The sequence below is a fragment of the Lactococcus sp. FSL W8-0209 genome (assembly GCF_038006585.1).
GTDB lineage: Bacteria > Bacillota > Bacilli > Lactobacillales > Streptococcaceae > Lactococcus > Lactococcus lactis.
This window is the reverse complement of record NZ_JBBOVN010000001.1, coordinates 1,849,826-1,862,084: the sequence shown is the minus strand read 5'-3', so window position 1 is coordinate 1,862,084 and position 12,259 is coordinate 1,849,826. Positions and strand designations below refer to the sequence as shown.

At 35.8% G+C, this 12,259-nt stretch carries 15 protein-coding genes; 7 read left to right on the top strand and 8 right to left on the bottom strand.

All coding sequences use genetic code 11. From position 1 onward, the window contains the following. Both proB and MKX45_RS09235 read left to right on the top strand, forming a co-directional pair. Positions 1 to 807 carry a glutamate 5-kinase gene (gene proB, locus MKX45_RS09240; protein ID WP_340817102.1) on the top strand — a complete coding sequence of 269 codons (807 nt, stop codon included), beginning with the start codon at positions 1 to 3 and terminating at the stop codon, positions 805 to 807. 17 nt (positions 808 to 824) lie between these two features. Further along, the gene (locus MKX45_RS09235) at positions 825 to 2,066 is read left to right on the top strand and encodes a glutamate-5-semialdehyde dehydrogenase (protein WP_057720015.1); all 1,242 of its coding nucleotides are present in this window, start codon (positions 825 to 827) and stop codon (positions 2,064 to 2,066) included. Positions 2,067 to 2,148: 82 nt separating this feature from the next. Here MKX45_RS09235 and MKX45_RS09230 read toward each other — a convergent pair whose 3' ends face one another. Together MKX45_RS09230 and MKX45_RS09225 are read right to left on the bottom strand one after the other, a co-directional pair. After that, positions 2,149 to 3,063, bottom strand: a complete 915-nt coding sequence (locus tag MKX45_RS09230) for a cation diffusion facilitator family transporter (protein ID WP_057720013.1) — start codon at positions 3,061 to 3,063, stop codon at positions 2,149 to 2,151. Continuing rightward, entirely contained in the window at positions 3,053 to 3,352 is a 300-nt protein-coding gene (locus MKX45_RS09225) for an ArsR/SmtB family transcription factor (RefSeq protein WP_003129394.1), read from the bottom strand. The genes MKX45_RS09230 and MKX45_RS09225 overlap by 11 nt, the downstream gene beginning before the upstream one ends. A gap of 95 nt (positions 3,353 to 3,447) precedes the next feature. On the opposite strand from MKX45_RS09225, the gene MKX45_RS09220 reads away from it, so the two are divergent. The 5 genes from MKX45_RS09220 to MKX45_RS09200 all read left to right on the top strand — a co-directional run bounded on the left by MKX45_RS09220 (position 3,448) and on the right by MKX45_RS09200 (position 8,565). After that, the gene (locus MKX45_RS09220; protein ID WP_042230483.1) at positions 3,448 to 4,146 is read left to right on the top strand and encodes a M50 family metallopeptidase; all 699 of its coding nucleotides are present in this window, start codon (positions 3,448 to 3,450) and stop codon (positions 4,144 to 4,146) included. 260 nt (positions 4,147 to 4,406) lie between these two features. Next, positions 4,407 to 4,928: a bifunctional pyr operon transcriptional regulator/uracil phosphoribosyltransferase PyrR gene (gene pyrR, locus MKX45_RS09215; protein WP_010906054.1), complete on the top strand. Its 522-nt coding sequence runs from the start codon at positions 4,407 to 4,409 to the stop codon at positions 4,926 to 4,928. A gap of 94 nt (positions 4,929 to 5,022) precedes the next feature. Next, complete coding sequence (locus MKX45_RS09210; protein ID WP_057720011.1) at positions 5,023 to 6,315, top strand: uracil-xanthine permease family protein; 1,293 nt, start codon at positions 5,023 to 5,025, stop codon at positions 6,313 to 6,315. A 182-nt stretch (positions 6,316 to 6,497) separates the two neighbouring features. Further along, the gene (locus MKX45_RS09205) at positions 6,498 to 7,442 is read left to right on the top strand and encodes an aspartate carbamoyltransferase catalytic subunit (protein WP_057720009.1); all 945 of its coding nucleotides are present in this window, start codon (positions 6,498 to 6,500) and stop codon (positions 7,440 to 7,442) included. Between the two features lie 49 nt (positions 7,443 to 7,491). Beyond that, positions 7,492 to 8,565 carry a carbamoyl phosphate synthase small subunit gene (locus tag MKX45_RS09200; RefSeq protein WP_180305489.1) on the top strand — a complete coding sequence of 358 codons (1,074 nt, stop codon included), beginning with the start codon at positions 7,492 to 7,494 and terminating at the stop codon, positions 8,563 to 8,565. Positions 8,566 to 8,670: 105 nt separating this feature from the next. On the opposite strand, the gene MKX45_RS09195 is transcribed toward MKX45_RS09200, so the two are convergent. The 6 genes from MKX45_RS09195 to MKX45_RS09170 form a co-directional block, all read right to left on the bottom strand. Then, positions 8,671 to 9,399 (bottom strand): tyrosine-type recombinase/integrase, encoded by a 729-nt coding sequence (locus tag MKX45_RS09195; protein WP_340817096.1) that lies wholly within the window; start codon positions 9,397 to 9,399, stop codon positions 8,671 to 8,673. A 90-nt stretch (positions 9,400 to 9,489) separates the two neighbouring features. Further along, complete coding sequence (locus MKX45_RS09190; RefSeq protein WP_340817094.1) at positions 9,490 to 9,825, bottom strand: hypothetical protein; 336 nt, start codon at positions 9,823 to 9,825, stop codon at positions 9,490 to 9,492. Between the two features lie 114 nt (positions 9,826 to 9,939). After that, positions 9,940 to 10,752, bottom strand: a complete 813-nt coding sequence (locus MKX45_RS09185; protein ID WP_340817092.1) for a hypothetical protein — start codon at positions 10,750 to 10,752, stop codon at positions 9,940 to 9,942. A 105-nt stretch (positions 10,753 to 10,857) separates the two neighbouring features. Continuing rightward, the gene (locus tag MKX45_RS09180) at positions 10,858 to 11,397 is read right to left on the bottom strand and encodes a PH domain-containing protein (RefSeq protein ID WP_139917215.1); all 540 of its coding nucleotides are present in this window, start codon (positions 11,395 to 11,397) and stop codon (positions 10,858 to 10,860) included. A 53-nt stretch (positions 11,398 to 11,450) separates the two neighbouring features. After that, positions 11,451 to 11,651 carry a hypothetical protein gene (locus tag MKX45_RS09175; RefSeq protein WP_058205866.1) on the bottom strand — a complete coding sequence of 67 codons (201 nt, stop codon included), beginning with the start codon at positions 11,649 to 11,651 and terminating at the stop codon, positions 11,451 to 11,453. 14 nt (positions 11,652 to 11,665) lie between these two features. Next, positions 11,666 to 12,253, bottom strand: a complete 588-nt coding sequence (locus MKX45_RS09170; protein WP_340817089.1) for a hypothetical protein — start codon at positions 12,251 to 12,253, stop codon at positions 11,666 to 11,668. Positions 12,254 to 12,259: the final 6 nt, after the last annotated feature.

Genomic DNA, 12,259 nt, shown 5'->3' with positions numbered 1-12,259 from the left:
ATGATAAGAAAAAATATTTTGAAAGTTCAACGAATTGTAGTTAAGATTGGAACGAGTTCGTTGATTTTGCCAAATGGAAAAATAAATTTATCAAATATTGACGAGCTGGCTTTTGTTTTATCTGATTTGAATAACAAAGGATATGAAGTGATTTTGGTGACTTCTGGAGCGATTGGTGTCGGTTTGAATGTGCTTGGTATGGATAAACGTCCCAAAGGAATTGCTGACCAGCAGGCTTTGGCTTCAATCGGTCAGGTTGAATTAATGAGTCTTTATACGCAAATGTTTCGTCGTTATTCGCAAAAAGTTTCTCAGTTACTTTTGACACGTGATGTGACTGATTTTCCAACGAGTCGTGATAATGCTGAAAATGCACTAAATGCATTACTTGGGCTTGGAATTATTCCAATTATTAATGAAAATGATGCTATTGCGGTTGATGAAATGGATCATCAAACAAAATTTGGTGATAATGATAAATTGGGAGCGATTGTTTCTAAATTGGTGAATGCTGATTTATTGATTATGCTGTCAGATATTGATGGACTTTTTGATAAAAATCCAACAATTTATGATGATGCGAAAATTTTTAATGAAATTCATGAAATTACTGATGAATTACGTCAAATGGCTGGTGGTGCCAGTTCGCGTTTTGGAACTGGCGGTATGACTTCAAAATTGGCGGCTGCACAGATTTTATTTGAAAATGGTCAAGAAATGGTTCTGACCAATGGCGAACGGATTCGAGATATTAAAGAAATTATCGAAGGACGTGAGATTGGGACTTATTTTCATCAAAAATCTTGAGAAAGAAGGATAAAACGATGATTGAAGAACTTGGATTAAAGGTTAAAAAGGCGAGCAAAGAAGTAGCAAAGCTATCAACTGCTGACAAAAATGTTTTTTTGCAAAATTTAGCTGACAGCCTTATCGAAAATACTGACAGAATTATTTCTGAGAATGAAAAAGATTTGGCTAACGCTCTGGAACATGGAATTTCTGAGATTATGGTTGACCGTTTGCGTCTAAATGCGCAAAGAATTTCTGATATGGCAACAGGGTTGAGACAAGTTGCGGAACTTCCTGACCCAATTGGGCAAGTATTGCAAGGTTTCACTAATCTTGATGGACTTAAGATTTTGCAAAAAAGAGTGCCACTTGGCACTGTTGGAATGATTTTTGAAAGTCGTCCAAATGTGACTATCGATGCTTTTTCTCTTTGTTTTAAAACAGGAAATTCTGTTTTGCTACGCGGTGGGTCTGATGCGATTTATTCTAATATGGTTTTAGTTGAAATTATTAAGGAAAATTTGTTGTCAGCAAAAATTACTGACGGAGCAGTTGAATTGTTATCTGACACAAGTCATGCTGAAGCAGAAAAAATGATGCAGGCAGATAAATTTTTAGATGTTTTGATTCCGCGAGGGTCAGCGCGATTGATTAACCGTGTCAAAGAAAAAGCAACGGTTCCTGTCATTGAAACTGGGGTGGGTAATTGTACAATTTTTGTTGATGAATCTGCTGATTTAGAAATGGCGACAAAAATTGTGATAAATGCCAAAACGCAGCGTCCTAGTGTTTGCAATGCAGCCGAAAGTTTAGTAGTTCATGCAAAAATTGCTGACGAATTTTTACCAAAGTTGGAAAATGAAATCAATAAAGTTCATGAAATTGAATTTCGTGCTGATGAGCGTGCGCTGAATATTCTGTCAGCTGGAATTCCTGCAACTGACGATGATTTTGGGACAGAATTTTTAGATTATATTCTGTCAGTAAAAACGGTTGATAATTTGGATGAAGCAATTGAGCACATTAATACTTATTCAAGTCGTCATTCAGAAAGTATTGTCACTCATGATTATTTCAATGCGCAAAAATTTCAAGATGAAATTGATGCGGCAGCCGTTTATGTTAATGCGTCTACAAGATTTACTGACGGTTTTGTATTTGGCTTAGGTGCTGAAATTGGCATTTCAACTCAAAAACTTCATGCCAGAGGGCCAATGGGCTTAGAGGCTCTAACCTCAACAAAATATCTGATTGATGGCACAGGACAAATTCGTTAAAAATAATAAAAGACTCGGCTTATAAAAAGTCGAGTCTTTTAATTCATCAGTAATTTTATAAATTGACAAGTTCTGTCAGTAATTAAATTTCATATTGAACATGTTTTTTATGTTCGTCAGTAGTTTCATCAAGTTCAATGGCTGAGCGACAAACTTTCTCACTTTCTAAAAGCTTACGAACAGCGATTTTTGCATCTGAGAAATCTTGATTTTCGGGAATCACAATGTGAATCATTGCTGCATTTTGCTCACCGTCAATTGACCAAATGATAAGTTGCGTGACAGCAAGTACTTCAGGAAGTTGTTCAAGGGATCTTAGAAGATTTTTGTAATCAATATCTTCGGGGACTGATTCAAGAAGAATACGTAAAGTTCCCCAGAATTTTGGAATGGCTTTGGATAAGATGAACAAAGCAATTAGAATAGAAAGAAGTGGGTCGAGCCAGTACCATTTTACAAAATGAAGGACGATTGAAACAATGAGAACTCCCAGCCAACCTAAAACGTCTTCGAGCGCGTGAAGATTTAAAATACTTTCATTTCGTGAGGAACCACGAGCCAAAAGCCATGCACCAAAACCATTGGCGACGATTGCAAAAATAGCCAAACCAAGCATACCTGTTGCTTCTACAGGTTGAGGGTTGAAAAATCTAGGAACGGCTTCGAAAAGCACAATGAAACTCCCCGTAATTAAAATGACACTTGTGAGTGAGGCGCCGAGTAAACTAAAACGTTGATAACCAAAAGAGAAGTGTTTGTCTTCTTGTTTTTTAGAGAATTTTTGGAAAAACCAGGCTAAACCGATAGCAACGGCATCACCTGTGTCATGGACGGCATCAGATAAAATAGCCGTAGAATTAAAGAGCACCCCAAAAATAAATTCTAAAATCGCAAAGAAGAGGTTTAAAGCAAAAACGATTGTGACGTTTTGTGAGACAAGTTTATCCAGATGATTATGGTCATGCTCGCTTTTTATTTGTTTATTTTTAAGGCTCATGATTTCCTCCCTCTTGTTCATCCAAATGTTCTGCAACATCTTTCAAAAGATGTAAAATATGGCGGTCATAGATACTGTAAGTGACCGTTTTTCCAATTTTTTCATTCGTTAAAATTCGTGCATTTTTTAAAAGTTTTAGTTGTTGACTGACAAGAGATTGAGAAAGTTGTGTTTTTTCAACAATCTCATTTACGGTTAGGTTATCAGTGGCTAGGCTGGAAATAATTTTTAAACGTCCGTCGTTAGAGAAAAGTTTAAAAAATTCAGCAATATCTTTTTCGTTAATCATATTATTATATTATAATTTTATAATATATTTGTCAAGCTTTCTTTAAATATTTTATTTTAAGTTATTTTTGTTATGATAAACTGAAAGGAGAAGTTTTGCAAGATTTTATCCAATATATTTATTCTGCCTTTGAAAGAATCGCAGACTTTAGTGACCAGCAAAAAATAATTTTATTAGGTTTGATTTGTGGGCTTTTAATAGCTATCTTTCTTTATCCCTTATTAAGAATTTTAGTGACGCTTTTACATGAATTTGGTCATGCTCTGGCGGCGAAAATTACTTTTGGTAAAGTTTATAGAATTCATCTTAATCATGATAGTTCCGGCCTCACCCAAACAAGTGGTGGTGGGAGAAGCTTCTTTGTTTTATTGATGGGCTATCCAATGCCTTTACTTTTTGGCTGTCTCTTTAGCTGGTTTTTGATTATCAATCATCCAGAATTCATTCTTATAAGTCTGTTGATAGTCAGCCTTTCTGTTCTAATCGTCGTTAAAAATTGGTATGGCTTTTTGATTTGTTTGCTAGGAATTTTAATTACAGGGGCTTTGCTTTATTTTGGTCAAATTCAGATTTTTAATTTTATGGGTGGAGCTTTAATTGGTTTTCTGATTTTAGGGGCATTCATTGACCTTAAAGTAATTTTTCATAAAAATGAAGAACTTTCTGATGCAGATTTACTCCATGAGAAATTTCAAATAATCCCTGCTTTTGTTTGGAAATTAATTTTTCTTTTAATGATGTCATCTTGTCTATTTTTGATTATAATCACTTTCAAGACTTTATTCTCTAAATAAAAAATAATTTTTGACAAGTGACGAGAACTTTGCTATAATCTATCTAACCTTTAAGATTGTCCAGAGAGGCAGGCAAGGTCAGAAATTAATAATGTAATAATATGATGGATACTGTCCATTTTCTGATACCTACCTGCATTCTCTTTTGAGTGCAGGTTTTTTGTATGTTAATGGACAACTTAGAAATGGAAGCTAAATCGCCAAATGAAAGATTTGTTAGTTTACTGACCAATTGATCATCAAGAATGAAAGGAGCCACAATGGCTAGAAAAGAAATTATTGACGAAATCACAATGAAACGTGCAATTACACGTATCACTTACGAGATTATTGAACGTAATAAAGAGCTGGACAAATTGGTTTTGATTGGGATTAAAACACGTGGTGTTTATTTAGCAAAAAGAATCCAAGAACGTTTGCAACAATTAGAAGGTTTGGAAATTCCTTTTGGTGAGTTGGATACACGTCCATTCCGTGATGACAAACAAGCTCAAGAAGACACTACAGAAATTGACATCGATATTACAGGAAAAGATGTCATTCTTGTCGATGATGTGCTCTACACAGGTCGGACAATCCGTGCGGCAATTGATGGAATTGTAAAACTCGGTCGTCCAGCTCGTGTTCAATTGGCTGTATTAGTTGACCGTGGACATCGTGAATTGCCAATTCGTGCAGACTACGTTGGGAAAAATATTCCAACAGGTCGTGATGAAGAAATCATTGTTCAAATGTCTGAACACGATGGCAATGATAGTATTTTAATTAAACGTGAAGATTAAAAAATTTCTGTCAGTAATTTAAAGTAAAAAATATGCTGTCAGTTACTGACGAAAGAATTAACAAATATTCAACTTAGAGTTTTAGGAGAAAAAAGTGCACGATAATGATATTATCTTAAAAGTTGATGAGAAACCAGCTGCAAGTCAGTGGTTTGGTCTCTCATTTCAACATTTGTTTGCCATGTTTGGCTCAACGGTTTTGGTGCCAATTTTAGTTGGGATTAACCCAGCCATTGCCCTCTTGAGTTCTGGACTTGGTACACTTGCACACATGAGTGTTACAAAATTTAAAGTGCCAGCATACATGGGTTCAAGCTTTGCCTATATTGGTGCGATGACTTTACTGATGAAAAACGGTGGAATGCCAGCCATTGCTCAAGGGGCAATGACCGGTGGATTGGTTTATCTGATTGTCGCTTTAATTGTAAAATTTGCAGGTAAAGGCTGGATTGACAAAGTTTTACCGCCAATCGTCGTTGGGCCAATCGTTATGGTCATTGGATTATCACTTGCTCCAACAGCAATTAATGATGCCATGTACACGGACGTTGCAAATTTAAAAGGATACAGTTTAGCATATATCATTATTGCCCTCATCACTGTGTTATCTATTGTCATTTACAGTATCTATGGCAAAGGATTTCTGTCAGTTGTTCCCATTTTACTTGGAATCATCACAGGATATGTTGCAGCAATGATTATTGGTAAGATTACAGGGATGGACATTGTTTCATTCACTGGAATCTCACATGCTAAGTGGCTGACCATTCCACCAATGGAAATTCCATTTGCCAATTACAAGTGGGCCTTCTATCCGTCAGCAATTTTGACAATGGCACCGATTGCTTTTGTCACAATGACTGAGCATTTTGGCCACATTATGGTTTTGAATTCATTAACTAAAAAAGATTACTTTAAAGAACCAGGATTAGAAAAAACATTAACTGGTGATGGTCTAGCTCAAATCATCGCCGGATTTATTGGTGCACCGCCGGTGACCTCTTACGGTGAAAATATTGGAGTTATGGCAATTACAAAAATTCATTCGATTTATGTTATTGCTGGAGCTGCCGTTCTTGCTATCGTTGTCTCATTCATTGGGAAAATTACAGCACTCTTGCAATCAATTCCAGCACCCGTCATCGGGGGAGCATCAATTGCCCTTTTTGGAGTAATTGCAGCTTCTGGTTTGAAAATTTTAGTTGAAAATAAAGTTAATTTTGATATCAAACGAAACTTACTAATCAGCTCAGTTGTTCTTGTTATCGGGATTGGTGGAATGATTATTAATATCACTCAAAATTTACAAATTTCATCAGTAGCCATTGCAACAATTCTCGGAATTGTTTTAAATCTTGTCTTGCCAAAAGATCCTAGCGAAATTTAAAAGATTCAAAATTACTGACAGAATCGTCAGTAATTAAAAAAGTGAACTTATAACTGATAGAAATCCTATCGAGATTTCCATCAGTAGATAAAAATTTTGTCAGTTTACTGACAAAACAATCAAATATATTGTCAATAAAACTGTTGTGACAGAGAGCACACAGTCAGGGTAAAGGAGACCTCATGTCAGTAAAAAATGGATTAGTTCAACTCGAAAACCTCACAAGTATGGAAAAATTGAGTGTTGATGAAGTCATGGGACTTATCAAAAGAGCCTCAGCTTTCAAAGCAGGAACAGCAGAATTTGATTTAGAAAAACAAACTTTTGCTTCAAATCTTTTCTTTGAAAATTCTACAAGAACGCACCATAGTTTCCATATTGCTGAGCGTAAATTAGGCTTGGATGTTCTTGAATTTGATGCGCAAGCAAGCTCAATTAGTAAAGGGGAAACTCTTTACGATACCGTCTTAACACTTGATGCACTTGGCGTTGATATCTGTGTTATACGTTCAGGAGTAGAACATTACTATGAAGAATTAGTGAATTCAGATAATATTCATTGTGCGATTGTTAACGGTGGAGATGGTTCAGGGCAACATCCAAGTCAATGTTTACTTGACTTGATGACCATTTATGAAGAATTTGGCAAATTTGAAGGTTTAAAAATCGCAATTTCCGGAGATTTAACCCATTCACGTGTCGCCAAATCTAATATGATGATGCTCCAAAAATTAGGAGCTAGACTTTACTTTACAGGCCCAGCAGCATGGTATAGTGAAGAATTTGATGATTACGGGCATTATGCCAACCTAGACCGAATTTTGCCAGAGCTTGACGTTCATATGCTCTTACGCGTTCAACACGAACGTCATGATAGTGGCGAAAGCTTTTCTAAAGAAGGTTACCATAATCATTTTGGACTGACAGAAGAACGAGCAAAAATGTTGAAACCAACAGCCATTATCATGCACCCAGCTCCAGTCAATCGGGATGTTGAAATTGCTGACAGCCTTGTGGAAAGCCCACAAAGTCGGATTGTTCAACAAATGAGCAATGGTGTTTATACTCGAATGGCAATTCTTGAAGCAATTCTTGCTGGAAAAAAGCTAAATAATTCAAAGCGCTGACAACAAGAAAAAATAATTGCTAAAGCAAAATTCAAAGGAAATATTTATTATGAGCAAAAGACTTTTAATTTTAGAAGACGGAACCATTTTTGAGGGAGAATCTCTTGGTGCAAACTTGGATGTTACAGGTGAACTTGTCTTTAATACAGGAATGACAGGCTATCAAGAATCAATCACTGACCAATCGTATAACGGACAAATTTTGACCTTCACTTATCCAATTGTTGGAAATTATGGGGTCAACCGAGATGATTATGAATCAATTCATCCAACCTGTAAAGCCGTAGTTGTTCATGAAGCAGCGCGCCGACCTTCAAACTGGCGGATGCAAATGTCTTTTGATGAATTTTTAAAAGCAAAAAATATTCCTGGAATTACAGGTGTGGATACTCGAGCGATTACTAAAATTGTTCGAGAACACGGCACTATGAAGGCCTCACTTGTACAAGCAAGAGATGAAGTAGAGCATCAAATGAGCCAACTTCAAGCGACAGTATTACCAACAAATCAAGTTGAAACAAGTAGTACGACGACCGCTTATCCATCACCAAATACAGGCAGAAAAGTTGTCGTTGTTGACTTTGGCTTGAAACACAGTATCCTACGTGAACTCTCAAAACGGGAATGTAATCTCACCGTTGTCCCATACAACACCAGTGCTAAAGAAATTTTGGAAATGGAACCTGATGGTGTTATGTTGACTAATGGTCCTGGGGACCCAACAGATGTACCAGAAGCAATTGAAATGATTAAAGAAATTCAAGGTAAAATTCCAATTTTCGGTATTTGCTTAGGTCATCAATTATTTAGTCTTGCAAATGGAGCAAAAACCTACAAAATGAAATTTGGACACCGTGGATTTAACCATGCCGTTCGTGAAATTGCAACAGGACGAATTGACTTCACCTCACAAAATCATGGATATGCCGTTTCATCAGAAAACTTACCTGAAGACCTAATGATTACCCATGTTGAAATCAATGACGACTCAGTTGAAGGAGTGCGTCACAAACACTTCCCAGCTTTTTCAGTCCAATTTCACCCAGACGCAGCTCCTGGACCTCACGATGCCAGCTATCTTTTTGATGATTTCATGGATCTCATGGATAACTTTGAGAAATAAAGTGTTGGTATAACCGGCTTTACAAGCGTTAATGTTCCGTATATTTGCCAAAAGTAGCAAAAAAGTAGCAAAAATAAAAAACCTGTTTTATAGCAGGTTCTTTTTTTATAGATTATTAAGTGCATCAACAATATCTTTCTTTGCCTTTTTAGTAACGTGATTATATATTTTAAGAGTTACTTTTGCATCAGAATGTCCAACTCTTTCCATGATAGATTTTAATGGCATACCGAGTTCTGAGAGAAGTGAAACATGAGAATGCCTAAAAATATGAGATGAAATTTCTTTGTCGATATGATTCGCTTTTGCAGCTTCTTTTAATTTTAAATTAAATGAGTTCAATACTAATGGATTTCCTCTACTGGATAAGAAAATATAGTCATCATCTTCAGCAGAGAAATGAATTAAATCGAACTGTTTTCTCTCTTCAATTATTTCTATGGCCCTATCTGGCAAGTCAACTACACGGAAACTGGTAGAAGTCTTAGGCGATGTTTTTTCAGCTTCTGTGATACTTCGCATAAAGCTATCAAGCGTTCCCTCAACTCTTATTGAACCGTCATGATAGTTATTCCACTTTAAGGCTTGAAGCTCTCCATATCGCAAACCAGTAAGCCATAGGAACTCTGACATCCTAGAATGAAGCAAACATCTTTTTTTATTAGCTAAATATGATATTATTTTTTCTGCTTCATCTCGTTCAAGATATTTGTTCTCTATCTTTTCACGCTGTTTATTTTTATCCTCTATTTTAAGAGCTATTTCAGTGTCTTTTACAGGATTATTCTGTAAATAATTTCGACTGATCGCAAATTTGAAAATTGTTGAAATCAAAGCGCGGATTTGACTAGTATAATTATAAGAGTACGTCCCAAATGTGTACATTTCATCAATAAGTTTAGTTATCAGTTTTCCATCAATATTTTATATAAGCATATCATCAGAGATTACCGTATGTATTCTCTTTAAATTACCGTCAACTTGCTTCCAAGTTTTTCTCTTGTTTTTTGCCTGGTAGTAAGGGAACCATTCATTTAGAAGTTCGCCGAAAGTTATATTTTTTTGAGCTGGGTCAGTAGTAGTGATAGCTTCTATTTTTTCAGATAAGAGTTTTATCGCTTGTTTCTTAGCTTGTGGTGTATCTTTTTCTAGAGTTACACTTGCAGTCTTTGTTTTCTCAGAATACGGGTCAATATATCTCTCACAATATTTATATTTTCCATTTTTTAAGCTGACTATCCACATTTGATTTTTACTCACTTTCTTGCTAAAATTGAGTACAGTAAAAGGGCTTCTTTTGAAGTGTTTATACTGTATTTGAGATTAAATCCACCCTGGTCCGACCAAAGATAGGGTGGATTTTTTGATTAAAATTTACCAAACTAGTCCTGCAGCAGCAATTTCTTTTTTTGAAGCAAATTGTCCGTTAGAACGGTGCCATCTGCCATTTGCATCCCGAATATAACCACTAGAATTTCCATTTTGTTCAGTTTGAGCAGCAGCTTGTGCTTGAGCAGCAGCTTCGGCTTGTCTAGCAGCTTCGGCTTGTTTAGCGGCTTCGGCTTGTTTAGCGGCTTCGGCTTGTCTAGCAGCTTCGGCTTGTCTAGCAGCTTCAGCTTGTCTAGCAGCTTCGGCTTGTTTAGCAGCTTCAGCTTGTTTAGCAGCTTCGGCTTGTTTAGCAGCTTCGGCTTGTTTAGCAGCTTCGGCTTGTTTAGCAGCTTCGGCTTGTTTAGCAGCTTCGGCCTTTTTAGCGTCCTCAGCTTTTTTAGCTTTGGCAGCTTTTTTAGCGTCCTCAGCCTTTTTAGCTTTGGCAGCTTTTTTAGCGTCCTCAGCCTTTTTAGCTTTGGCAGCTTTTTTAGCGTCCTCAGCCTTTTTAGTTTCGGCAGCTTTTTTAGTTTCTTGCTGTCTAATTCTACTTTGTTCCATTTCTTCTGGATGTGTCTGAGCATACCCATATCCACCCATGATTGTTAAGGCAAGGAAACTAAGAAGTATATAACGTACTTTAAATCTGGTATTTTTTTTTAAAATATATTTTCTAATAACTGTTACGATAGCATAAATGAATAAAATAAATCCTAAAAGTATTGCAATGATTCCAAACCAGTAGCTTAAAGCTAATATAACAACAATTACTAGTATTTTGAACCATAATTTGTCATCCCACAAGTTTTTTAGTTTTTCCATAAATTTTCTCCCAACCTAGCTTTTAACGAGATTCAAGACATTGCTCGTGGTTTTATAAGTTCAATCCGGCCCGTTCGTCCACCAAACTTGGACGGATTTTTTATTTTACGAATTTATTTTTTGTCTATTCTCAATAGATAATTGAACTAAAAATCTATAAAAATCTGATACATCTAGTTTTTTAGGAAAAGAGAATTCATGGGTGGAAAGGGTAGTGGTTAAAGCTTTGTAGTACGGATTGGAAAGATAGGTAATGTACATATTTGTATCATCAAAACCGAATCCAGCCGCAGTGTAACGGACATCGACAATGCTGTCTAAGAAAATTTGTGTGATAGCTTTTTTCTGTCCAGTAACTCCTTGAGCATCAATAAACAAAAGTCGGTTATTGGTTACAATAATTTCATCCCGAATTAATTTATAAGATGAAATTATTTGCTCATTTTCAACGAGCATATGTGACCAATTATCTGTTGCCGTTTTGGTACTTTGTGCTGATGCATTACCCAACATTCCTTGCAAGAAACTCCCAGAATCAGCACCAGATACAGCCTTATCAACTTTGCGAGTAGTATCTGAAATTTTATCAGATGCGACTTTTGCAGCTTTGTCAGCGACCTTATTCAGATTATCTAATAATCCCATAAAAACCTCCTGTCCAGCTTTTATTGAGGTTCAAGACATTGCTCATAATTGTTTTATTTAAACAAATCCCAAATTGAGAAAGTTGTTTTCTTATAAACTTTGTTGTAAACTGCTTTTTTCGGATTTTTAATCATCCCCATGCCTTTTTTTCCATAACCAGGAATAAGGGCTTTTTTCACTTTACGTTTATATTTTGCAGTTGTTCTAGCTTTAAAACTTTTTGCTAAGCTAGGCTTTCTCATTCCAAATTTCATATTTTCTCCTAAAATTAAACAGTACCCAATAAATGCTGAAACTCTATTTCTGCCATATTATAGAAATTATGGCTTAGATGATAACGATCCAGAAATTGATAAATATTAACAGCTTCAATTACATCAAAATAACTAATGTAATCTACGATATAATCATGCATTTCTTGCTTATTTATACTAACTTTTATTTCATCTTCAAATATTTCAGTGATAGCTTCATGCAGCTCTAAATATTCATTTTTGATGATTGACTCAGCCAATTCAAAAGGTGCATCTGTTGTATTCACAAATACATTGAAATATTCATAGCTTCCCCCATTGGCTTCAAATATTTCCCAAAGCAGAAGAATCGCTTCGTGGTTAGCTCTAACTTCTTGTGGATTGATTGCATCAAAATATTTTCCACGATGGTTATCTTTATTAATGATATGAATCAATTCATGAGCAACTTCGAAAGGAGTTGCTTCATCAGAATTATAAATCATTACCCTAGCATCAACATTAACAACTGCCGGTAGTGGCATAGATTTAATATCACATATTTTAAATCCACATTTTTCAATTTCTTTAAGGAGATATTCTAAAAGCTCCTGTCTGCTCATAGAAAC

Bases quoted from the DNA above. Each gene is read 5' to 3' on its own strand.
- pyrR (WP_010906054.1), top strand. From the start codon at position 4,407: ATGGCTAGAAAAGAAATTATTGACGAAATCACAATGAAACGTGCAATT.
- MKX45_RS09225 (WP_003129394.1), bottom strand. From the start codon at position 3,352: ATGATTAACGAAAAAGATATTGCTGAATTTTTTAAACTTTTCTCTAAC.
- proB (WP_340817102.1), top strand. From the start codon at position 1: ATGATAAGAAAAAATATTTTGAAAGTTCAACGAATTGTAGTTAAGATT.
- MKX45_RS09180 (WP_139917215.1), bottom strand. From the start codon at position 11,397: ATGGGATTATTAGATAATCTGAATAAGGTCGCTGACAAAGCTGCAAAA.
- MKX45_RS09200 (WP_180305489.1), top strand. From the start codon at position 7,492: ATGAGCAAAAGACTTTTAATTTTAGAAGACGGAACCATTTTTGAGGGA.
- MKX45_RS09230 (WP_057720013.1), bottom strand. From the start codon at position 3,063: ATGAGCCTTAAAAATAAACAAATAAAAAGCGAGCATGACCATAATCAT.
- MKX45_RS09185 (WP_340817092.1), bottom strand. From the start codon at position 10,752: ATGGAAAAACTAAAAAACTTGTGGGATGACAAATTATGGTTCAAAATA.
- MKX45_RS09205 (WP_057720009.1), top strand. From the start codon at position 6,498: ATGTCAGTAAAAAATGGATTAGTTCAACTCGAAAACCTCACAAGTATG.
- MKX45_RS09175 (WP_058205866.1), bottom strand. From the start codon at position 11,651: ATGAAATTTGGAATGAGAAAGCCTAGCTTAGCAAAAAGTTTTAAAGCT.
- MKX45_RS09235 (WP_057720015.1), top strand. From the start codon at position 825: ATGATTGAAGAACTTGGATTAAAGGTTAAAAAGGCGAGCAAAGAAGTA.
- MKX45_RS09170 (WP_340817089.1), bottom strand. From the start codon at position 12,253: ATGAGCAGACAGGAGCTTTTAGAATATCTCCTTAAAGAAATTGAAAAA.